The sequence below is a fragment of the Vibrio sp. 1288 genome, assembly GCF_033344475.1.
On the sequence record NZ_JAWPOX010000007.1, the window covers coordinates 77,546 to 99,764 of the forward strand.

Genomic DNA, 22,219 nt, shown 5'->3' on the forward strand with positions numbered 1-22,219 from the left:
ACACTAAAACCTTTACCATTTTCAGCATTATTATTTTTATAAAAGCGAGTTTTAAAGTGAAAGAATCTCGAAATGCCTTAAATCCTAGTGAAATAAACACAGCCACAGCTTGGTCAAAACATGATACACATTGGGTTCTTAGCCTATTTGGAACAGCCGTTGGCGCAGGCATCCTGTTTCTGCCAATTAACCTTGGGATTGGTGGTTTTTGGCCTTTAGTCGCGATGGCAGTACTTGCTTTTCCAATGACCTATCTTGCGCACCGTGGCTTAGCTCGTTTTGTACTATCTTCTAAGATCAAAAACGCAGACTTCACTGATGTAGTGGAAGAGCACTTCGGCGCAAAAGCAGGCCGTTCTATTTCACTGCTGTATTTTCTTTCGATCTTCCCGATCCTGTTGATATATGGTGTTGGAATAACAAACACAGTAGATAGCTTCATGGTAAATCAGGCTGATATGGCTTCTTTACCTAGACCTTTGCTTTCTGGCGTACTAGTGTTTGCACTAATTGCTATTATGATGGCGGGTGAAAAAGTAATGCTACGGGCCTTTGCCATTATGGTGTTCCCACTTGTTGCCATTCTTGCCTTTCTATCATTTTACTTAATACCGAACTGGACCATGCCTGTCATGGATGTGCCAGAAGCGTCAGCTTTTGCTAGCACTATGTGGTTAGCAGTTCCTGTAGTGATTTTCTCGTTTAGTCACGCAGCTGCAATTTCAAGCTTTGCAAATGTACAACGTCGCCATTACGGTAAGCAGGCAGATGCCAAATCCGAAGTTATTCTTCGTCGCACTAGCATCATGCTGATTGCCTTTGTTCTTATTTTTGTATTTTCCTGTGTGCTAACACTGTCACCTGAACAATTGGCTCAAGCAAAAGAACAAAACGTATCCGTATTGTCTTACTTAGCGAACGCAACCGATAATCCATTTATTGCAACACTTGGTCCTTTAGTAGCGTTTGTCGCTATCACTTCATCTTTCCTTGGGCATTTTTTAGGTGCGCGTGAAAGCTTAAATGGTTTAATTAACAAGCATTTTAACCTACCTGAGAAGCGTGTTGATCGTATCAGCGTGGCAGCACTGTTCTTCTCAATCTGGGCGGCGGCGATCATGAACCCAAGTATTCTTGGTATGATGGAAGCATTGTCAGGGCCTGTTATTGCAATGATCTTATTTATTATGCCAATGTTAGCGGTGTATAAAATCGAGGCGATGAAACAATATCGAGGAAATGTCTCTACTTACTTTGTTCTAGCAGCAGGCATTGTGGCGGTAAGTGCATTGATTTTTAGCTTCTTCAGCTAATAACTAAAGACTAGCTTGGATTTTCAGGGGAATACCTTACACAAGGTTAAGGTGATTCCCTGAATTTTCTTACTCTTTAAAAGGTAATCATCGTTACCCTTGACTCTTAAATAAGAGCGAAAACACCCGCAATCATAAGTACTGAAGCAATGCAGGTACGGCCGATAATGCCGAAGTGCGAAGGTTGAATCATTTCATTATGCATAGTTAATCTCCTATTTATTATAAAAGCCATTTTTTATTGGCTTAATAACACTATGTCTAATATCCAGTTTTTTAACAACCCATACAAACATTAAATATTTATGACAGAAACGTAATTTTTTACACTTCACCCTGATTTCGAGCGATGAATCCGCGGCTTAAACCACTAGATTGAGTCCACCGAATATGCTCACTTACCTTCCATCGTTACCCTACCTATGCCATCTTCCAATCAACACATAAGTTTTCAATAGATTTTGTTTTTATAAATCATAATATTATAGAGATCCTTCTCGTATCTCACTCCCAAAACACTTTGCCACTGGGAATCCATCCGCACTTAACCAACAAGAAATGGTAGACTTAACTGGTATTCGGTTAAGAGATCAGATTTTATTAATACGCTCATGCACTTCTCAATTAAAAAACTGGCTTGCGCACTTTGTACTGCACTTGGACTTTTCTTGCATCCCACCAACGTACTGGCGAGTACCGAAAAGCAAGCTTATCTGGAAGAACACATTTCAGCAGAAAGCAAGCCCATGTTAAAACTCTACTTTCGCTCGATGGGTAAGCCGCGATCAATTCAAAAAGATGAGTTAAATACGCCACAGCATGCATCAGCGGAGTCTCTTGCTCTGTATTACTTTGCACGAAAGTACCTTAAGCGTTACGAAGGCGTTCCATTACCGAAAGATATGCCCGATTTAATCGAATTCGGTAAAAAGCACCATTTGGAATGGGTCGTCGCTGAAGCACAGCTCAATAAGGCAGTAACAATGATTGAGCAAGACGATAACTGGAACGCAGAATTGTTACTCCATGACGTTGTTTCTACAGCCCGTGATCTTGGTTATCTAGCATTAGAAGGCCGTGCTTACCGCTGGTTAGGCAATCTAGAAGTATCTCGAAATCAACTACGCAGTGGCCTAAAATATTATCGCAATGCCTATGAGTTATTAGAAAAAACAGTATTTGAAATACAAGTCGCGATGACACTGAACAACATTGGGACGGTCTACATCGATGCATCAGATTGGGCTCGGGCCAAAAGTTACCTAACGCAAGCTCTCGACACTTACCTAGAGAGCGAATATCAATACGATAATAGCTTTTTTATGGGGGTTATCTACGCAAACCTTAGCATCGTTCACTCGAGCCTCGGAGATAACAAAAAAGCGGAATATTATTTCAATGAAGCCATTCGACTTTCAATGCAAACGGGGTCGGACACAGTCAAGCACCACTCTTTATCCAGCTTTTCACAAATGTTGAGCTCGGTAGGAAAAATTGATGATGCATTAATGGTCGCACAGCGTTGCGTAGACCTGCCCATTCCAAAAAATCTAGAAATGCTAAAAACGTCTTGTTACGAGGCATTTGCAGAGGCTTACCTCGCAAACAAACAATACGATAAAGCTATTACAACAGCGCTTAACGTTCTAGAACAAACCAAGTCAACCAGTGAATTAGAGCTGCGGCAGCGTATTGATATGCTTTCGGTACTGGTAAACGCTCATCAAATTCTTAATGACTATGAAGCTGCTTTTCATTATTTAACCCAATTAAGAGAGCTAGAGGCTGAGTTTTCTCATCATATTCATGGTGAAGAGATGATTAACATTAAGTTTGATCTCGAAGCTAAGTTAGCCCAGAAAGAACTCAAATTGCTAGAAACAAAAAATGCGCTACAAGCGTCTGAACTGCGTTCGCAGCGCTATCGAGAAATGTTCTACTTTATCGCTATTACGGCAATTGGTGTCGTTGGTTTTCGTTACGTACTGCGCGTTAGACGTATTAATAAAGCACTTACTCAAGAAAATACTACCGATCCGTTAACTCAACTGCATAACCGTCGCTATCTTCACATTTGGCTGGACAAAATGGCTCGTAGAAGCCCAGATAGAACATTTGCCTTAGCCGTTTTAGATATTGATCATTTTAAAACCTTTAATGATCAATATGGACACGATATTGGCGATAAAATGCTGACTCATATTGCCACGCTATTTAATGAATCCACTCGCTCTGGTGACCTACTCATTCGTTGGGGTGGAGAAGAGTTTGTCCTATTATTCGAAGTACAGCGAGTTGAAGATTGCGCTAAGTTTTTGGAGCGATTGAGATATACTGTTGAAAACACGCCATTGGTGGTTGACTCTAAACCATTAAACGCGACAATTTCCCTTGGAGCAGTGGACAAACTGTCGGCACAAATAATTAAACAAGAATGGGATCAGTGGTTTTTCTTGGCAGACCAAGCTTTGTATGATGCGAAGCAAGCTGGCAGAAACCAGTTCATCATTCACCCTACATCATAAAAAAGCACACATGAAAAAAAATCTAATCATTATTACTTTTGCGCCTCTATTTCTTATGGCGTGCAGTAATCAGCAAGCATCTCAACTGGGAATGCGCAGCAGCAGTGTCAATGTATATGCCCAGCAAATGAGTAACACTCAACTATGTGAAACTCTCTACTACAACCGTGCAACCAACCAAACCAAAGTGGCGATTGGTGCTGAGTTCAATCGACGTGGATTAAACAAAAAGTGGTGTGATAAAGAATTCGATAAGTTGTACATTAAAAAGTGGATTGATAACGTGCTGCCTAAAGAAAAAGCCGAACCTAAGAAACCAATGGCAACTATTCAACCCGCTTCAACTAAATAACTCCCCTCTTGAAGCAGACGGTACACTCGTATTTTCTGCTTTTCACTTTTCACGCATGCTCGATGCGACATATAAAAACCTCATGGTTTCAGTAAATTAACAAAGACTTATGTTGTCCATCGAACTTTTAATGTAAACAAGTTGTAAATGGTTTTCGTCCTTATTCTTTGTCGTTAGCTTTGTTTGTTCCTGTTAGCGGAATATGAAACAGGAACTAAAAAATTCCAAACAAAGACATGAGGTCAAAAATGGAAATACGCATTAATCGCCTATTTGCTGCTTTGTTGGCAGTAGGCATTGCACCTGCCGTCTCGGCGTTTGATCCACTCTATTCTGAACAATGGCACTTAGACAACACGGGGCAAACTGCGTTTGCGGCTAATCCTGCTGTTGCTGGGAACGACTTAAACACTAAGCTCACTCAGGCAATGGGGATTGCAGGTGTTGGTGTGAAAGTTGCCGTCATTGATTCTGGAGTGCAGATCGATCACCCCGACCTTGCAGGTAATATAGTTACAGGTAGCAGAAACTTCGTCGAAGACTCTTCATTCCCACCAAGTTATCCGGTTGATACTAATGGTCATGGCACTGCTGTAGCCGGTTTGATTAGCGCCGTCGGCAACAACGGTGAAGGCGGACGCGGTGTCGCTTCTCACTCTTCCCTCATTGGTTTTAACTGGTTAGCCAACCAGACATTAGAAGGTTGGTTAATCTCCCATGGCATGGACCCAGCAACACGTGATGTTCGCGTATTTAACCAAAGTTACGGTTTCAGCCCTATAAACCCGATTACTTTTGATGAAAGCGACCCTCAACTAAAACTTGAAATGGACGTGATGAAAAACGTCAGCGAGAGTAACGCCTGGGGTCGAGGTGCTGTATTTGTAAAGTCAGCAGGTAATGGTTACCGTTATTTCAATGCAGGGCGATTCTTCGTATTGCCAAGTAACTTCTTTGCTGGTGGAGACAATCAAGGCTTACCGATGCACAACTCTGCTCAGTCTTATGATAACGCCAATTACTTCAATTTAGTCACTAGTGCACTGCGAGCGGATGGTACGAGAGCGAGTTACTCATCGGTGGGTTCGAACGTGTGGGTTGCAGCACCAGCAGGTGAATATGGGCAAGATTTCCCTGCTATGGTCACCACTGATTTAATGGGTTGTGAAGAAGGGCAAAATACCAGTGAAGGCCTTGGCATTAATGGGTTACACGGCGGAACGGAGCTCGATCCGAACTGTAACTATACCAGTACGATGAACGGAACCTCATCGGCTGCGCCAAACACATCGGGTGCCATCGCGGCAATAATGTCAACCAACCACGCACTTTCTGCTCGTGATGTACGTGCTTTATTAGCGGAGACAGCAAAAGTAACGGATAAAGCGCATCCAGGCGTACAGCTTGAATTTACTAACCATAAAGGTGAACAGGTTAGCTACGAGGCCATTGCCCCTTGGCAGAAAAACGCAGCAGGCGTAGATTTCCATACTTTTTATGGCTTCGGCGCTGTAGATTTAGATGAAGCGATGCAACGTGCTCGTATGACGAATCGTGTTTTACCAGCTCAAGTCATTACACCATGGGTTAATAGCGCTACAGAAGTAAGTGTACCCGATGCAAGTCTAGTTGGTGGTTCTTCAAATATCGCCATTGCCGATGAGCTGACAGTAGAATCGGTTCAAGTGACATTGACATTGGACCACGCTCGTCTGCCCGACTTAGCTATCGAGCTCATTTCGCCATCAGGGACTCGTTCCGTTTTGCAAACACCGCGCAATGGTCTTGTTGGTCAATCTCTTGATCCAACGATTACAGGCTACAAAGATCAATTAATGTTGTCTAACCAATTTTATGGCGAAGATGCAAAAGGCGAATGGACGTTGCGAGCAATAGATACGAACGGCGATGAAGTCTATTCTTACATTGCATATTTCAACTCTTCCACCATCTATGACATTCCGATGGCAAACAACGCTCAGCCCGGTGTTATTAAGAACTGGTCGATGCGCATATTTGGACACTAAAGGAGTCAATAACATGAAATACAAATCATTTTCTATGCTGGCTCTCGTTATCATGACGTCGAGTGTATACGCTGAGCAACAGCTCTCTCAACAACCTGCACCAGAACTGTTTGTGCCATCAGAAGCGGTTGAGATTAATGGCCAAGATTATCGAAAAGTGCAAACTGGCACTGTTAGAACCCTATCTGAAGACGTAAAACTTCAAGCGGGTGATGAGGTGTTTAAGAATGCGTTTAGTAACGTATCCAAAGCCACTGGACTGGTTTATATCACCGTAAACAATCCTAACGAAGCGAAAGCAGTCGCCAAAGAGTTAAAATTAGAAGTTATCTTCGCAGAGGGGGAATCAGCGGTGTTAAAAGCATCTCAAGATCAAGATCTACTAAGTATTAGCGACTACCTAAACGCAGACAGCCGGGTAAAAGCGTCTAAAATTGAACTAAACAGCGGTAAATACCGTGCACAATAATTCTCTAACAAGAGAAGTTGGCCTGTAAAACCATGCCTCAGCGATTGCTGAGGCATTTTTATGGGTAGGAACAGATAGGCTATTATTCTTTAATAACATTTCGCATAACCAGTATGATACCTAAACACCCTACTCGCCTGCGCCTGTCATTTCTTAAACAAAATAATTTCCGTTCTTAGCTCTTCTTCCGTGGTTTCCTTCGGGCTATTCAGATAGCGTTCGATTCCTAAAGGACTGGTTTTGACTTTCATACCACTCTGACGAACCAAGTTCATCGCTAAAGCCCATGCATTTCCCAAAAACTGATATTCACCTCGGTGTTCAACGACAAATGTTTCACTCTCAGGAATGGTACCGGTAACCGCCCCTTGAGGCGCTGGTACTGAGTTATGAAGAGGAAAGCAAGTGATAAACTCGAATGTACCTTTCTGCATATCCATCGACTGGTAATAACAAAACAATTCACCATTCACGGATAGGGTTTCGTCACTAATTAACTGTTCTAGTTGCTGAACATGCTTCTCAATTACCGAACCTAATTCCTGCAAGCTAGCCACACCCTTGATCCCAATATAATGAATTTGAGGCAACGCTCGGTTACCAATTTCGACTAAGTCTGAATGCACTCGTCCGGTTTCAAGCTTACTTTTAAGCATGCGTAACCCACGTTGATAATCCATCTCTATCATCGACTTAAACATACTTTTCAGAAAGAACAGATACCAAGGGACGCGAGATTGCATTTGCCATTCGACTAAACAGCCATTTTGTGACGGCGTCACGATTAGAGTCACCTTTCCATGGCTCTTGATTGGGCGAAAGAAATGCAGCTCCATATCTAATCGATGCTCTTGAGTACTTTCCAGTACAATCGCGCCAGTCCCAATACGCTGACCATTCCATTGATAACCAGCTCCAACGTGGCCCTGATTATCACTGAATGTCAGCTCGCAGCTTGGTTCAAGAATGATCCATGGTGACCAGCTGGGCCAGTTATTGAAGTTCTTGAGATAGCCAATAATTTCACTTTGATTCTTATTAATTTCAATACTTCGGCTGACCTGATAAGAGAGCATAACGGTTCCTCGAGTTTCCGCTTCACTAACTTCAGTCTAATTCAAATTCCAGTTTTTTCTTGTTTGACTGCGGGTTAGATGCGTACGACAAGAAAAATCCAGAGCGTTAATTCTCACTTGAATCAATACGCGCAAAGCTAAGAGCAGAACTCCACTTTTGCACTAAATCGAACACCATCATCGTCCAGTACTAACGCCCACCCCATCCGTTCACATATTCGTTGTACGATAACAAGCCCACAACCATAACCAGCGTTGTACGTCTCGTTGCCATCGTGACGGTTTAGGATCTTAAGCGCATGACCTTTCAACTCAATTTCAATATCTCCCACACTATAGCTAAAGGCGTTTTTAATCAGATTGTTGATTACAATGGTCACAAAACTCTCCGGTGCATTCACGACACCACTATGTTGTTCGTGCAAAGCGTAGTTCGAATCTTGCTTGGCAAATAAAGGAGCCAGCTCTTCCAGTTGTTTTTGTAAACAAGTAAGAAGCTGATGCTCTCCGTAATGTTGAGGCTCTATTTTCTCTTTACCAAGTAAGAGAAACGCTTCTGTCAGTACACGCATCTCGTCACAAGCTGACTGCATCCTCGTGATGGCTTTTTGCGCAACTCGAGGTTGATCAGGAATACGCGTCAGAATGTCTGTTGAGCCTTTTATCACCATAATTGGCGTTCTCAACTCATGTGATGCAAAACGACTAAATTCTTGTTCTCGTTTGAAATAGCTCGCGATATCGTTTTTATTATCCAGCAAAGTTTGCTCTATCTGGCGTGTTTCGCTGAACTTAGTTTCAACTTGGAAAGCGGGTTGATCCGGTGACATTTGGCTAATTTTTTCTTCGATTTGCGCTAGTGGTCGAGACAATATTCGCACCATATAAATGCCATACCCGACCATAACAAATGAAAATAAGCCACCGAGCAGTAGCGTAAACTGATGCAGCGAGCTTTCGTATTCGTCGAGGTAATCATCGGAGTCATCTTGAAATACAATGTACATAAGCCCCTTCCCTGAGGGATGGTTCAATACAACAAAGTGTTTGTCTTCTTCACCAAGCAGGTATTCGTAAAAACCAGGTGAAGTAAAAGAGAGCAACCAATCCGGTGTCGGAGCTTCACTCCAATATGAGTTGAACTCCAATACGTTTGGCAATGGCGCATCCCAGCCCTGTTTCTCGAAATTCTCACTATAAAGCGCAGCTTCAGTATCGAGCCAGTGATGTAAACTCAGCACTTCCAGTTTGTTTTCTGCCACATAAATCAGCGACCAAAAAAGAGTAAACATCACAAACGTCATGACCCCAAAACCCCAACGGATCTTGCGATAAATGCTTGGATATTCGTTATGCTTTAAGTCGGTAACCTTGTCCATGAATAGTCTCTAATCGTGATTCTTCAAAACCTTTGTCTAGTGCGGTTCTTAAACCATAAATATGGCTACGAAGTGCATCACTTCCAGGTGGTTCGTCTCCCCACACACTATCGATCACTTCTGTGCGCGAGACCGCTGCTGGAGCACGTTGGAGGAGCAATTTTAAAATTTTAGTTTGAATTCGACTCAGCTTAATTTCTTTGTCTTTTCTCGTTACTTTTCCTGTACGCGCATCTAAACAAATATCTGCAAATTTGAGCGTTCCGATATCTTGTCTTGGACCACGATTAGCCAAAGCATGAACACGCAAACTGAGCTCTTCCATCGCAAATGGCTTCATTAAATAGTCATCTCCCCCCGCTTTAAAAGCCGCGATTTTGTCATCTAGCGTATCTTTTGCCGTTAGGAAGAGAATTGGCGTTCCACATAACTTATCTTGTCGAAGCTTCTGTACCGTACTGATGCCATCGAGCTTCGGCATCATGATATCCATGATAATTACATCGTAATGATTTTCCTCGATTAACTTAATCGCAGCCTCTCCATGAAACGCACAATCGATAATCATGCCTTCGAGCTCAAGATAGTCTGCAATCGTCTCCGAGACGTTATTGTTGTCATCTACAATTAAAATTTTCATAAAATCACATTTCTTCACGATCTCTTCACGATATGCCCAATAAGATACAGGCAATTTCCTAAACTCGCTCGTAAATTGAGGTTAATACAATGAAAAAACTCGCTCTTATTTCTGTAGTAGGTTTGGCATTGTCTGGTTGTGGTGGTTCAGGTGGTGGCAGCAATAGCGATAGCACACCAACTCAACCAACAGTGAAACCAAGTGTAGCGATGGGCTCTGTTGAAGCGGTCAACGCTGAAGAAAGCACGTTAACCGTCAATGGACATACGTATCGTGTGTCTGAGGTGGTTTATGACGACACACAAGTGCAATTGGCCGATGTAAAACCCAAAATGGTGGTTCGCGTGGGGTCAGATATTCGGCAAGCTTCGGACAATGGCGTCCGAGTCACACTTGAACCAACCATTACAGGACGTGTCACAGCGATTGATCATGTGAAGAAAACATTCACGGTAAACGGCATAGAGCTGCAGTTTGACGATTTAAGTGATGATATAGAAGTCAACGACTGGGTGATGGTGTCATCATTGCCAACTGCTGATGCGGGTTATCGAGTGTTGTCTGTGGTCGAACTCGACGTAGATAACGATTACCCAGTACTTGATAACGACTACGAACTGGAAGGCCGTATTACCAGTATCGATGAAAATGCTGGCACGTTTGAGCTTGGTACAAATATAACCGTATCTTACGACAACATTAGCCAACTTAGCATCGGCCAATGGGTGGAAGTAGAAGGTGAAATGCAAAACGGTATCTTCATGGCACATGAGGTACAAGTTGAAGACTACGACGATCTAAAAAATGACAGCGATGTGGAAGGTATCGTGACTTGGGTTGCCAAGGATTATAGTGAGTTCTCTCTAAACTACCGAGGAGCATTCTTCATCGATAACGCAACACGATTTGAAGACGGCAGCAAAGCGAACCTAAAACAAGGCCAAGAAGTGGAAGTAACGTCTGTCATGAAAAATGGCAAACGCATCGCTACCGTTATTGAGTTTGAGCAACCAGACTTTGACGATAACAACCAATGGCAAGGTAAAGAATTTGAATGTGAAGGATACGTATCAAACTACGATGCTGAAGCAAGAACATTTGAAATCGAGCGTTGCGAAAACGACGCAGATCAATTGCTAAACAACACGACCGTTGTGATTGATGCACAAACCCGCTTCCAAGGCATCGAAGAACTTAACCTAAATGGTGCTCGTGTCGAAGTCGAAGGTGTGATCATTAACGACCAAAATATTGCCCGTGAAGTGGAGTTAGACGTTTACGACAACTAATCCCTTCTACGCTTAAGAAAAAGTGTCACTTCGATGGCACTTTTTCTTTTCACCTTACTTTGCTTCCCAAGCTCAAACCAACAAATTCTCAGCCAAAGCCTTTTCTCTCCGTTACACTTTACCTATGTTTCACAACATTGGTGACAACTATGAAAAAACGCAACCTCATTTTGTTAATCTTGTTTTTTGGTTCAGCCACGAGCTTAGCTAGCGTTATGGATCCTGACTGCGATGCAGAAAAGGCAGCTAAAGCCGCTGCGACAAAAGCCGTGGTTGGTGTTGGTGGTCGCTGTACGCCTAAAGAGGCACTGAAAGATACCGCAGTTGATGCAGGAAAAGACAAATTTCCAGATGAAGGGATGGCGGGTAAAGCTGTTGATGCAATGACACCGGAAAAAGAGAAGAAAACGGTGAAAGACGTAACCAAAAAGCTCAATAAAGATTGATACGCTTTCTTGTAGTTAACTTTAATAGCGAAACTCCCCCCTCCCCAAAAAAAAGAGCGCCGATTGACGCTCTTTCCGAACTCTAATAGATAACCAATTATGCGGTTTCTGCTTCACCTATCCAATGATAATGGTGGTTGGCTTTTTTCCCCACTAAACCGAGCTCTGCCAATTCTTCAAATACCTTGTCTACCTCTTCCGCAGACAGCCTAAACTGTTTAGCAACGGCTTTTTTGGTGCACGTAATTTGATGCGTTTTAAGTGCATCGCTAACTTGCTCTAACAAGGTTTTCGGTTCCTTTGGTTCTTCTGGCTCCGGCGCAGCTGGTATTTCTTGCTCTTCTTCCTCTTTTATATGAGGAAGATAACCCGCAGGCGCTGGGTCTATATCGCGAACTGTTTTCAATATCATGCCCTCATTTCTGCGATAGAAATATCGGAACCGTTGCTCTTCACCAATCAAGCCAACAAAAAATGCAGCAAAGAAGTCCAAAAGAATCGAAAGAAATACAACCAAGCCAAGCTGAGCTTGTTGAGAGGTGGTACCAAATGCATTGGCTAGGCTATCAATCAAACCAATCACTGAGCCTTGCGTCACCGGCGGTAAACTATCACGCTCCATAGCCAAGCGTTGCTGCTCTTCACGTAAGGTTTTGTTTTGCTCCTGGATGCGAGTTACACCAGTCGCGATACGTTCCATCTCGATGTATTTCTGCGCTGCCATATTGTTGAGCTCAATCTGCTTATCGATTGCCGCAATCTGACGATTAAACGCTTCCACTTTCGCCTGCTCTACCGAAATATGACTTTGTGCACTATTGGTTGCACTATTAATCCCACCAATACTACCGCCAATGGAAATCGCAGCTAAGACTAAATAAAACACGAGAGCGGTTGCTGCTCCTGTGTAGTTGCGATGGGCTCGGCGCTCACCGTATTCATACCAAGCGTAAAATTTACCTGCTTCAAAAACGATCGCTAAACCACCAAATAAGGTTTGCATCATCGGGTTTTCGTCGATAGACAAAAACAGCAATAGAGAAAAAATAGTCGATGCTAAAATCGCAGCACCGGTGAATGCATATACACTCACCATGGCAAATCGACCTTTAGGGTATCGATATCCAATCTGTTGTTCGTATTTCATTTGAGAAATTTCTTAAGATTAATCGCCCCTCCGACTAAGCAGGACGGACGTTTCTGGCATGTACAAAGGAGCGCAGAATACCGTATCCTTTATTAAATTACTGTCATAATTCCGTTAATGGAAAACAAGTGAAGATTCGGTGTGCATTTTGAATCGATATCAGCCAAATCTAGCACGTAAAAACACCACCACGACACCCACTAACCGAAGCTTCAGTGGCATATAAGAGAGATTAATTCGGTATCTTCAAAAGCGACTAGGCAAGACTGACAAGTTGAATTGGAGGTTGTGAATGTCAGCCGAATCAAAACATTAAAGCGTTAAAAATAGGCAATAAAACAAATAATGCACACTTGCATCACCTTTTAGTAAACTGATAATTACATTGTTTGGTTAATTTGTTAGTATCCCGCGCCGAAGAAGATAAGCACTCAATTGTATGGAAAACACTCTAATACAGCACAAACACCATCGCTTGCACGCTATTGCGGTTATTATCGCGGTGTTGTTTCAGTTGTATTTAGCGTCCACAGCCGCTCTTAACCCTACACAAGTTCACAGCACAACTTGGCTCAACAAAGTCCAAAGTGAAAAGGTTTTACTGTGTACCGCAGATGGTTTCAAATGGGTGGATATCAATACGTTGATTGAGGCTAACGCTCAATCTTCTTCTAAGCTCATCCAAGATCTTAACTTACACGACGGCTTTCAGTTTGAATGTCCGCTTCTTCAAGCTGTTCAATTCTTTCTTCTGGTTGCGATTGGGCTTTACCTGACAACCATCCATTGGCTGCGCCGAGTAAAGTATGCAATGACGACTTATCATTTTTCAAAATGCGATAAGCTCGTTTACAAACACATCGCGCCTAAGCACTCTCCGCCGAGTGTTTTTCCTGCCTAACAGGCATCTAATCATTGACAACTTTATTCAAAAATAACGATGACTCTGTTTGTTGTCCATTCAGAGAAGCTATTCATTCAAAAGGAAAAACACATGCTTAAATCATTTAAAACCGCCGCTATCGCGCTTATTGCTGTCATCGCTAGCCCACTGAGTTTAGCGCACGATTATGAAGCAGGAAAAATTCATATCGACCATCCATGGAGCCGCGAAGCGCCACCAAACGCACCTGTTATCGGTGGTTTTTTTCAATTAACCAACCACGGTGAGAGTGAAGATGCATTGATCGCAGCAGAAAGCCCAATCGCAGAGCATGTCGAAATTCACACGCATAAGAAAGAAGATGGTGTGATGAAAATGATTAAGATTGACGAAGTGCGCGTTCCAGCCAATGACTCAGTGTTGTTTAAGCCAGGCAGCTTCCATTTAATGATTTTCAATCCAACACAAGCGCTCAAAGAAGGCGACCGCTTCCCTATGACGTTAACATTCAAAAACGCGGGTAAAGTGGAAGTAGAAATGGCGGTTGAGAAACAAGGCCACATGGAAAAACACATGCATCATTAATGACGCAAACAAAAGTGCCCGCTGATTTAGCGGGCATTTTTATTTCAGCTTAGTAAAAATCAGTATTCCGATAGATCATAACCCGACTCTTAAGAATAATGGTGATAAATAACACTTGGCGAAACGGGGTCATATATCATAACAGCGTGCTCGGGCAAGAGATTCTAAATCACGCTCGTTCCTCGCTGTTCAGAATGACGTTAAAAGATTTAAGAATCCCAAACAGGTTTCCTACTCGCATGAAACTCAATCTCTCAGCGAAATCTTCCAACCATCATTTGATAAGCCTAAGCGAAGTCATAAATTTGGTAACAATGCCCATAGCGCAATTAGTTTTCTTTCTACTTGAAACAAACCTCAGCCCAACGAGCTAAGCCCGCAGTTACTGAGCCAAAATAGTTTCCACTGACAACCGGAATACTTGGCAGTACGGTTTGAACCGCATCGCGCAAGATTGGCGAGCGTGCCGAACCTCCAGTCATAAAGATAGCATCGGGGTTAACTCCAGCTTGCTCTACCGCTTCTGTCACCAACGCCGTCATTTTATTCTTTGGCGACTGGATCGCTTCGATCATTTCGTCACGTTGTACATCAACTTCAATCGTTTCTGATAGTAAGTTGATGCCAGTTCGGTAAGAAGCTTGTTCTGAAAGTGCCACTTTTGCCTCTTCGGCACGGCGAACAATGTTGTAGCCTAAAGACTCATGATACACCTCTAGCAAACGAGCAAGTTTTTCTGGCTCTTGAGCCTGCTTTTGAAGCAACTTTAACGCTGATAGGTTCTCTCGCGAATAGAAGTCACTCTGCGCTTCTACATTATTGATTGCTATCGGGTTCCAGAATTGGGTAGTCGGCATCACAATACCTGACTCCATTTTACTTCCCATGCCAAAAGGGAACATGAGCTGCTTAAATGCTAACGCGATATCAAGATCATTCCCGCCGACACGCTGGCCACTGTGAGCTAACAAGCTTGCGGTCCTATCTGCTTTGCCGCGCCAAGACGGTCCCATTTGGATCAACGAACAGTCCGTTGTACCACCGCCAATATCGACTACTAGAATGATTTTATCTTCGCTGAGTGTCGCTTCATACTCTAGGCCCGCCGCGACAGGCTCAAACTGAAACTCCACATTTTGGAAGCCCGCACGTTTCGCTGCCCGCAACAAAATGCGTTCAGCCTGAATGTTAGCCGTTTCACCGCCACGCCCATGAAAGTTAATTGGTCTGCCGATCACAGCATCGGTAATACTTTGCTGCGCATCGCTTTCGGCTTCCGACTTAATATTGTCCATCATCGCGCAGACAAGGTCTTCGAAAAAAGCCAATTGCACATCACGCAAGCCAGATGCACCAAGAAAAGACTTCGGCGATTTCACATAATAGATATCGCGAGGATCTTCCAAATAGAGGTTAAGTGCATCCTGACCAAACGCAATGTCGTCGGATTCTAAGTCAATACTTTCTTCTCGGTTTAAATTGATTGCCCGGCGTAAAACCTGCTCACCAACTTGATCTAATGGTTTAATATCTCGATGGCGAAATAAATGCTCGGATACCGATTCACGACTCGGTGCAGCAAGGGTGGAAGGAATAAAAGGGCTGTTTCCTTCTAGATTAAGCAGTACTGGCTCACCCGGTTCCATTTTAGCCACTGAACAGTTTGCAGTACCATAGTCAAAGCCGATAAACATTGTTTCTCCCACTGTCCCACTGATTAGTGGCCTTTTGACCGTTAAAAAAACTGGCAATGCTAACTTAATGGCATAAGAATTACTATCCTAAAATCGAATGTAATTTAACGTGGAAAACCTATCTAAGGTACACTATTTTCTCTTTTTGCAGATGGCACAACAACCGCTACCAATAAAGCTAACAGCAGGAACACAGGGCTAAGCATTAATCCATGCCAGATTGAATACCCATCATGGAACAGCCAGAATATACCAAGCGTCAGTAGGTACGAAAAGTAGCTGCAAAACACCAAGCTAATCGCGACAAAGCGCTTTTGATTAATAATAAGAATCCGCACTAGATACTGGCTAAGAATACCGGAGCAGCGCATGGCAAGTTGCCAATTAATGATAAAGAAAGCAAGCGCAATAAACCCAGCTACGACCAGTGCATCATGCGTGCTTAAAATGAAGTAGCTACCAAATCGGCTTATGATGACCGGATAATCGCCTTCGTATATCGTTGACCAAGATATTGCGTTCGCTGCTGCTACGTAATTGGCAAAATAAGCAATAGCGTAGAAAGTCGTTTGAGAACTGAACGGCTGAAATACATCCCTACAAAATCCTCGCCATTCTTCTTTGTTGGCGGTAGGCCCTACCCAGTCACGTTTTTTTTGGGCGGTACGCCCGGCAAACTCAGGCCCGTTGCGAAACAACAGCCAAAATATATAGAGTGCAAGTATAACCAAGAGTATTGAAAACATACCCTTCCCCCTCAGAAATTATCGGCGCCACTGCCAATGGCGTTGGGGTCGTAAACTGCACTTCCCTGCTATACCTATTTGATTTATCAAAGACTTATTGTTTTATTACCACCAAAATTAATTAATGGCATGCTAAACAGCGATATTTTCACGCTTTGTGCGTGAAGTTCGAAAGCCTACTTTTAGGTTTAGCATAAAAATAGCTACAACAAAGCGTAAGATAGGGATTCCGCACCCATCAATGAAGATGAGGCGTTAAGCAGAAGCTGCGACCGCAATGAGAAGAGAAGGATTCAAAGCGGTCATGCATGGGCGGGAGGAGCAACTATTTCTCTAACTTTTCTTCAAATACACCAATCTCTCTGCCCAACCAAATCGCGCGTTCTGTGTGATCGAGCAACTCTTCTTCGCTTACTGGGTGAATAAGCACAGAAAAATCGCCTCGAATCGTATCAAGCCACGCCAAGAACTCTTCACTCAATGATTCTAGGTGAATTTCAAACATCGGCATCTTGTGTGGGCCAACTAACCTTCCAACTAATGGAAACACACGCAGCACATCTTGACGCTCTTGACGGATGATCTCGTTCAAGGCTTGCGCTTTATCTTGTTCTCTTAGGGGAAAATAAACATGAGCGTGGTACATAACTTCTCCATAATCACTTCCACTTGAGCACTACCTACTTTGGATAAGCTCAAGGACTGCCGAGGGTATACATTTGTAATGCCGTCACCCTACCTTGATTCCACTCAGTTGGGAAGAAGTTATGCATTCTCATAAGGTCGAGGCGTCGAGCACAACAAAAATTTGCAATTCATCATATAGCAACTGTTTGAGTTGATTCATTAATAATGACTCACTTTGTCAAATTTTACAGCCAAATTTTGCTGCAAATATGTTTCATTAACCAGTAATTAAATTCGAGTTTAAAAATACCACCAACAAAATAGCAGCATATTACTCTGCAAAATCAGGGTGTAAGCAAAACTTTACTACTGAGCGAAAGTCAAAATGAAGCATAATTTAACAATTTGTTTACACTTATTGTATCTGGCTATACCACGATTTAGTTAGAGGGTTAGATACAGAAAAGCCTTTCTCTGTATCTTGCGGTGAAATAGTCGCAGCGATGTTATCGACAAATAGTTTAAGGGACGAACAGATGCCTACCGCTATCGAAAGCACACGCAACCTTAGGTATGGCCTTTGCGCTGATATCAGAGTTTGAGTACCCATACAAACTCTGGTTTTGTATGAACAGCTGCAGTCCAAAAGACCCGCAGCGTCAAAAGGAGCTTGAGATGAACGTTCAGGCATTACCCATGCATCGGTTTATCGACCATCGTGGGGACCTAGTCGGCCAACTACCCAACTGGGCTGACACTGAAACATTGGTCGGGTTTTACCGAGATATGGTATTAACTCGCACTTACGACAACAAAGCAGTTGCCTTGCAACGCACCGGTAAGCTAGGGACCTATCCCTCACACTTAGGCGCGGAAGCCATAGGCATTGCGGTCGGCAGAGCACTTAAAGCCGATGATGTGTTTGTTCCTTACTACCGCGATATGCCTGCGATGTGGTGTCGTGGCATTGGCATGGAAAAGAACCTTCAATACTGGGGTGGCGATGAGCGCGGGAGTGATTTTGCTCCTGAAGGCAGTCCGGTTCCTAGCCGAGACCTTCCCTACTGTGTACCCATAGCGACGCAATGTACGCATGCTGTCGGGGTGGCTTCCGCGCTAAAAATTCAAGGTAACCATGAAGCTGCGCTAGTCATGTGCGGCGATGGTGGTACATCCAAAGGGGACTTTCTTGAGTCAATAAACTGCGCAGGTACTTGGAATATTCCACTTGTTTTCGTCGTAAACAATAACCAGTGGGCAATTTCAGTGCCGCGTAGTCTCCAATGTGCCGCCGATTTCTTATCAGAAAAAGCGCAAGGTGCAGGTATACCGGGTATTACTGTCGATGGTAACGATGTCGTCGCCGTTTATGATGCAACTAAAACCGCCCTTGAGAGAGCAAGAAAAGGGAAAGGTGCAACACTCATCGAAGCGGTGAGTTACCGACTGAGTGACCACACTACGGCCGATGATGCGACTCGTTATCGTAAAGAAGATGATGTTCAAACTGCATGGCAATACGAACCTATCACACGTCTTAAAACGTACCTCCTTAATCAAGGCGCTTGGAGCGACGAACAAGAACAGCAATGGCTAGATTACTGTAAAGAGCAAGTAGAGTTAGCTGTTGAACGCTATCTGAGCTTACCGCCACAAGCACCAGAAACCGGTTTCGATTATTTGTATGAATCGCTACCTCAAGAGCTTCATGCACAAAGAGATGAACTCATCAACAAGGCAATGAGAATGCAGGGAGGCAGACATGGCTGAGCTAACGTTGGTTGAAGCAGTAAACCTTGCCCTGCACCACGAAATGCAACAAGACCCCAATGTTGTCGTACTAGGTGAAGACGTGGGCGATAATGGTGGTGTATTTCGTGCCACTGTTGGACTCAAGCAAGAATTTGGTCTTAAACGAGTCATCGATACGCCACTCGCTGAAGCCTTAATCGGCGGGGTTGCGGTCGGTATGGCAACGCAAGGATTACGACCTGTCGCCGAATTTCAGTTTCAAGGTTTCGTTTTTCCTGCGATGGAGCACTTAATGTGCCACGCGGCTCGAATGCGTAACAGAACTCGCGGTCGGCTCACTTGTCCCGCGGTTTTTCGTGCGCCATTTGGCGGCGGTATCCACGCTCCGGAACACCACTCAGAAAGCGTGGAAGCGCTATTTGCTCACACTGCTGGATTTAAAGTGGTGATTCCTTCTTCTCCACAACGCGCATACGGCTTACTTCTCGCTGCAATTAGAAGCAATGATCCCGTCATGTTCTTCGAACCGAAGCGCATATATCGCACCGTTAAATCTGAAGTCGTTGATAACGGCGAAGCACTCCCACTCGACACCTGCTTCACCTTGCGTAAGGGGCGAGATATCACGCTCGTTACTTGGGGCGCATGTGTCGTAGAGTCACTTCAGGCCGCGCAAACCTTGTCTAGTCAGGGGATTGAAGTCGAGGTGATTGATTTGGCGAGTATTAAGCCAATTGATACCGCGACGATTTTCAGCTCACTAGAAAAAACTGGACGTTTACTCGTTGTTCATGAAGCGAGTAAAACTTGTGGTGTGGGCTCTGAGCTATTAGCTCGAACCGCTGAACATGCCATGTGCTTACTTAAAGCCCCACCTAAACGAGTAACTGGAATGGACACCATTATGCCTTATTACCGTAACGAAGATTATTTCATGGTTCAGGAAGAAGACATTGTGACCGCGGCGCGCGAACTCGTGGAGGATTGGAAATGAAGACGTTTAATTTACCCGATCTCGGTGAAGGTCTCGCTGAGTCAGAAATTGTCAAATGGCACGTTAATGTCGGAGACATGGTTAAATTAGATCAAGTGATCTTAACCGTAGAGACAGCAAAAGCGACGGTAGACGTCCCTGCCCCCTATTCGGGCCGTGTGGTCAGCCGTCATGGTGAGGAAGGTGAAATCGTCAATATTGGTGCATTACTGCTAGAGATTGATGAAACAGGTGCCGGGATAGAAGTAACGGAAGAGAAAAAAGCCACTGCTGACGCCGCAACCGTCGTCGGTAGCGTTTCTCACCAAGCGCATCATGTTAACGTTGATGATTTCTGGATTGGTGGCAACCACAACACGACAGAAAGTAACCTCGTTACCGCCCTGCCTTCGGCTCGCTTGTTGGCACAAAAACTTGGGGTAGATCTTAACCTTGTGTCAGGTAGTGGCCCGAACGGACTTATCGTAGATGCCGATATTTACGACGAAGCCGGAAAACAGCGTCCAGGCACCGAAGTTTTGAAAGGCGCTCGACGTACCATGGTATCGTCTATGACCGAATCGCACGAACATGTTGCTGCCGTAACCATTACGGAAGAAGCATTGTTGGAAGATTGGCTGCCAAACGAAGATATCAGTATCCGCCTTGTTCAAGCGATTGTTCATGCGTGTCAAGAAGAGCCCGCTTTAAACGCTTGGTTTGATGCCGAAACCATGACACGCTGTGTACACACAACGGTCAATGTAGGAATTGCAGTAGATAGCCGTCATGGATTGTACGTGCCAGTCTTGCGCCACGCAGATGAATACGAGCCACAAGATGTTCGTCGTTGGCTCGATCAAACCGTTGAAGGGATCAGAGAGAGAAAAATCGGTCGTGAGCAATTGCAACACGCGACGATTACGCTTTCCAACTTCGGCGCGATTGCCGGTATTTACGCGACACCTGTCGTCACACCGCCACAAGTCGCTATTGTCGGCGCGGGCCGAATACTCGACCGAGTTGTGATAAGAAATGGTCAAGCAATTTCGGTGAAAGCAATGCCGCTATCCGTAACGTTTGATCATCGCGCTTGTACTGGTGGTGAAGCTGCAAGGTTTACAAAAGTACTTGCAGAGCACCTGCAACGTCCGAGCGAAAAGTAACTTATAAAAATCAAATGATAAAGGCTTCCAGTCCGGAAGCCTTTTGTTTTAGGAAGCAAGACTATATCTACAGCTTCTCTAACAGCTCAGGCATTACCACAAACAAATCGTCGACCAATCCATAATCTGCAATGTCAAAAATAGGCGCATCAGGGTCGCTATTAATTGCAACAATCACCTTGGAATCTTTCATTCCCGCCAAATGCTGGATCGCGCCAGAAATTCCGACGGCAATGTATAACTCCGGTGCAACAATTTTGCCGGTTTGCCCAACTTGATGGTCATTAGACACATAGCCCGCATCGACCGCCGCTCGTGACGCCCCTACCGCTCCACCTAGCTTGTCAGCCAATTGTTCTACTAAAACAAACTTCTCTTTACTCCCGAATGCACGACCACCCGACACTACTACTCTAGCCGCTGGCAATTCTGGTCGCTCACTTTCTGGCGTTTGTTGCGAAACAAACTCACTAAGTTTATTGATAATCACCGTGTCGACTTGAGTAAGCTTAGGGACAACTGGCGTGTCAGATAGCTCTGCGGCATCAAAAGCCGTACTTCTTATGGTCATCACTTTATAGGGATCATTCGACGTGACTCTCGCCAATGCATTTCCAGCATAAATTGGACGAATCACCGTATCGATAGACTCGATTGTCATCACGTCAGAAAGTTGACCAACATTAAGCAACGCCGCCACACGAGGCATCACATTCTTACCAAATGTACTGGCAGGAGAAAGAATGTGTGAGTAGTTTTTGGCTACTTGTGAGATCAAAGGTGCGATATTTTCCGCTAATCCATGTTCATATCCCTTCGCATCAACCCAGATAATTTCTGCAACACCTTGAACACAATTCAACTCATCCAAAACTGATTGGCACTGATAACCAATAAGCAACACAGAAACAGGAAGCGATTTATCATCATCCTTAATCTCAAATGCCGCTTTAATTGCACACAGCGTCCCTACAGCCAACGATTGGTTGTCATGCTCTGCGAGCACAAGTGTTGCTAATGGTCGGTCTTCCATGGTCATGCCTCATATAACACGTCAGATCCATTACTTGAGCTTAGTCCACTTCACGTTAACGTCAACTGAGCTATAGTTTTCTGTATAGAAACCAAAA

Annotated in this window: 21 protein-coding genes; 12 read left to right on the forward strand and 9 right to left on the reverse strand. The window is 44.0% G+C overall.

Annotated features, from left to right (window positions below):
* Positions 1-56 precede the first annotated feature (56 nt).
* The 5 genes from R8O11_RS07415 (at position 57) to R8O11_RS07435 (ending at position 6,686) form a co-directional block, all read left to right on the forward strand.
* The gene (locus R8O11_RS07415) at positions 57-1,313 is read left to right on the forward strand and encodes an aromatic amino acid transport family protein (protein ID WP_033907092.1); all 1,257 of its coding nucleotides are present in this window, start codon (positions 57-59) and stop codon (positions 1,311-1,313) included.
* 611 nt (positions 1,314-1,924) lie between these two features.
* The gene (locus R8O11_RS07420; RefSeq protein ID WP_318194047.1) at positions 1,925-3,838 is read left to right on the forward strand and encodes a tetratricopeptide repeat-containing diguanylate cyclase; all 1,914 of its coding nucleotides are present in this window, start codon (positions 1,925-1,927) and stop codon (positions 3,836-3,838) included.
* 10 nt (positions 3,839-3,848) lie between these two features.
* The gene (locus tag R8O11_RS07425) at positions 3,849-4,190 is read left to right on the forward strand and encodes a hypothetical protein (RefSeq protein ID WP_033906993.1); all 342 of its coding nucleotides are present in this window, start codon (positions 3,849-3,851) and stop codon (positions 4,188-4,190) included.
* A gap of 248 nt (positions 4,191-4,438) precedes the next feature.
* Positions 4,439-6,217: a S8 family peptidase gene (locus R8O11_RS07430; RefSeq protein ID WP_262902057.1), complete on the forward strand. Its 1,779-nt coding sequence runs from the start codon at positions 4,439-4,441 to the stop codon at positions 6,215-6,217.
* A 13-nt stretch (positions 6,218-6,230) separates the two neighbouring features.
* The gene (locus tag R8O11_RS07435; RefSeq protein ID WP_025767689.1) at positions 6,231-6,686 is read left to right on the forward strand and encodes a hypothetical protein; all 456 of its coding nucleotides are present in this window, start codon (positions 6,231-6,233) and stop codon (positions 6,684-6,686) included.
* A gap of 146 nt (positions 6,687-6,832) precedes the next feature.
* Here the strand turns inward: R8O11_RS07435 and R8O11_RS07440 are convergent, their stop codons facing one another.
* The 3 genes from R8O11_RS07440 to R8O11_RS07450 form a co-directional block, all read right to left on the reverse strand.
* Positions 6,833-7,762, reverse strand: a complete 930-nt coding sequence (locus R8O11_RS07440; RefSeq protein WP_262902056.1) for an SRPBCC family protein — start codon at positions 7,760-7,762, stop codon at positions 6,833-6,835.
* 137 nt (positions 7,763-7,899) lie between these two features.
* Positions 7,900-9,141, reverse strand: a complete 1,242-nt coding sequence (locus R8O11_RS07445) for a HAMP domain-containing sensor histidine kinase (protein ID WP_318194048.1) — start codon at positions 9,139-9,141, stop codon at positions 7,900-7,902.
* Entirely contained in the window at positions 9,113-9,781 is a 669-nt protein-coding gene (locus tag R8O11_RS07450; protein ID WP_318194049.1) for a response regulator transcription factor, read from the reverse strand. Before R8O11_RS07450 ends, R8O11_RS07445 begins: the two co-directional genes overlap by 29 nt.
* Before the next feature lie 89 nt (positions 9,782-9,870).
* On the opposite strand from R8O11_RS07450, the gene R8O11_RS07455 reads away from it, so the two are divergent.
* Complete coding sequence (locus tag R8O11_RS07455; protein WP_318194050.1) at positions 9,871-11,070, forward strand: DUF5666 domain-containing protein; 1,200 nt, start codon at positions 9,871-9,873, stop codon at positions 11,068-11,070.
* Positions 11,071-11,219: 149 nt separating this feature from the next.
* Positions 11,220-11,516, forward strand: coding sequence for a hypothetical protein (locus tag R8O11_RS07460; RefSeq protein ID WP_258635093.1), 297 nt, complete (start codon positions 11,220-11,222; stop codon positions 11,514-11,516).
* Positions 11,517-11,613: 97 nt separating this feature from the next.
* Here the strand turns inward: R8O11_RS07460 and R8O11_RS07465 are convergent, their stop codons facing one another.
* On the reverse strand, positions 11,614-12,663 hold the full coding sequence (locus tag R8O11_RS07465) for a Preprotein translocase subunit SecY (protein WP_213961490.1): 1,050 nt from the start codon (positions 12,661-12,663) through the stop codon (positions 11,614-11,616).
* Between the two features lie 439 nt (positions 12,664-13,102).
* On the opposite strand from R8O11_RS07465, the gene R8O11_RS07470 reads away from it, so the two are divergent.
* Both R8O11_RS07470 and R8O11_RS07475 read left to right on the forward strand, forming a co-directional pair.
* Entirely contained in the window at positions 13,103-13,564 is a 462-nt protein-coding gene (locus tag R8O11_RS07470; RefSeq protein ID WP_054578984.1) for a hypothetical protein, read from the forward strand.
* A 93-nt stretch (positions 13,565-13,657) separates the two neighbouring features.
* Positions 13,658-14,131, forward strand: a complete 474-nt coding sequence (locus R8O11_RS07475) for a copper chaperone PCu(A)C (protein WP_318194051.1) — start codon at positions 13,658-13,660, stop codon at positions 14,129-14,131.
* A gap of 341 nt (positions 14,132-14,472) precedes the next feature.
* On the opposite strand, the gene yegD is transcribed toward R8O11_RS07475, so the two are convergent.
* From yegD to R8O11_RS07495, 4 genes are all read right to left on the reverse strand, one after another.
* Positions 14,473-15,825, reverse strand: coding sequence for a molecular chaperone (yegD, locus tag R8O11_RS07480; protein WP_161441559.1), 1,353 nt, complete (start codon positions 15,823-15,825; stop codon positions 14,473-14,475).
* Between the two features lie 122 nt (positions 15,826-15,947).
* Positions 15,948-16,571 (reverse strand): hypothetical protein, encoded by a 624-nt coding sequence (locus R8O11_RS07485; protein ID WP_130545582.1) that lies wholly within the window; start codon positions 16,569-16,571, stop codon positions 15,948-15,950.
* A gap of 325 nt (positions 16,572-16,896) precedes the next feature.
* Positions 16,897-17,217, reverse strand: coding sequence for a DOPA 4,5-dioxygenase family protein (locus R8O11_RS07490; protein WP_005375836.1), 321 nt, complete (start codon positions 17,215-17,217; stop codon positions 16,897-16,899).
* Between the two features lie 396 nt (positions 17,218-17,613).
* Entirely contained in the window at positions 17,614-17,808 is a 195-nt protein-coding gene (locus R8O11_RS07495) for a hypothetical protein (protein WP_127891143.1), read from the reverse strand.
* A gap of 65 nt (positions 17,809-17,873) precedes the next feature.
* Between R8O11_RS07495 and pdhA the strand changes: the two genes are divergently transcribed.
* From pdhA to R8O11_RS07510, 3 genes are read left to right on the forward strand one after another with little or no spacing between them, the layout of a single operon-like run.
* Positions 17,874-18,968: a pyruvate dehydrogenase (acetyl-transferring) E1 component subunit alpha gene (gene pdhA / locus R8O11_RS07500; protein WP_213905226.1), complete on the forward strand. Its 1,095-nt coding sequence runs from the start codon at positions 17,874-17,876 to the stop codon at positions 18,966-18,968.
* Positions 18,961-19,944 (forward strand): alpha-ketoacid dehydrogenase subunit beta, encoded by a 984-nt coding sequence (locus R8O11_RS07505; protein WP_017634235.1) that lies wholly within the window; start codon positions 18,961-18,963, stop codon positions 19,942-19,944. Before pdhA ends, R8O11_RS07505 begins: the two co-directional genes overlap by 8 nt.
* Positions 19,941-21,089, forward strand: coding sequence for a dihydrolipoamide acetyltransferase family protein (locus R8O11_RS07510; protein ID WP_053307766.1), 1,149 nt, complete (start codon positions 19,941-19,943; stop codon positions 21,087-21,089). The genes R8O11_RS07505 and R8O11_RS07510 overlap by 4 nt, the downstream gene beginning before the upstream one ends.
* 67 nt (positions 21,090-21,156) lie before the next feature.
* Here R8O11_RS07510 and R8O11_RS07515 read toward each other — a convergent pair whose 3' ends face one another.
* Entirely contained in the window at positions 21,157-22,122 is a 966-nt protein-coding gene (locus tag R8O11_RS07515) for an electron transfer flavoprotein subunit alpha/FixB family protein (protein ID WP_017821214.1), read from the reverse strand.
* Positions 22,123-22,219 lie beyond the last annotated feature (97 nt).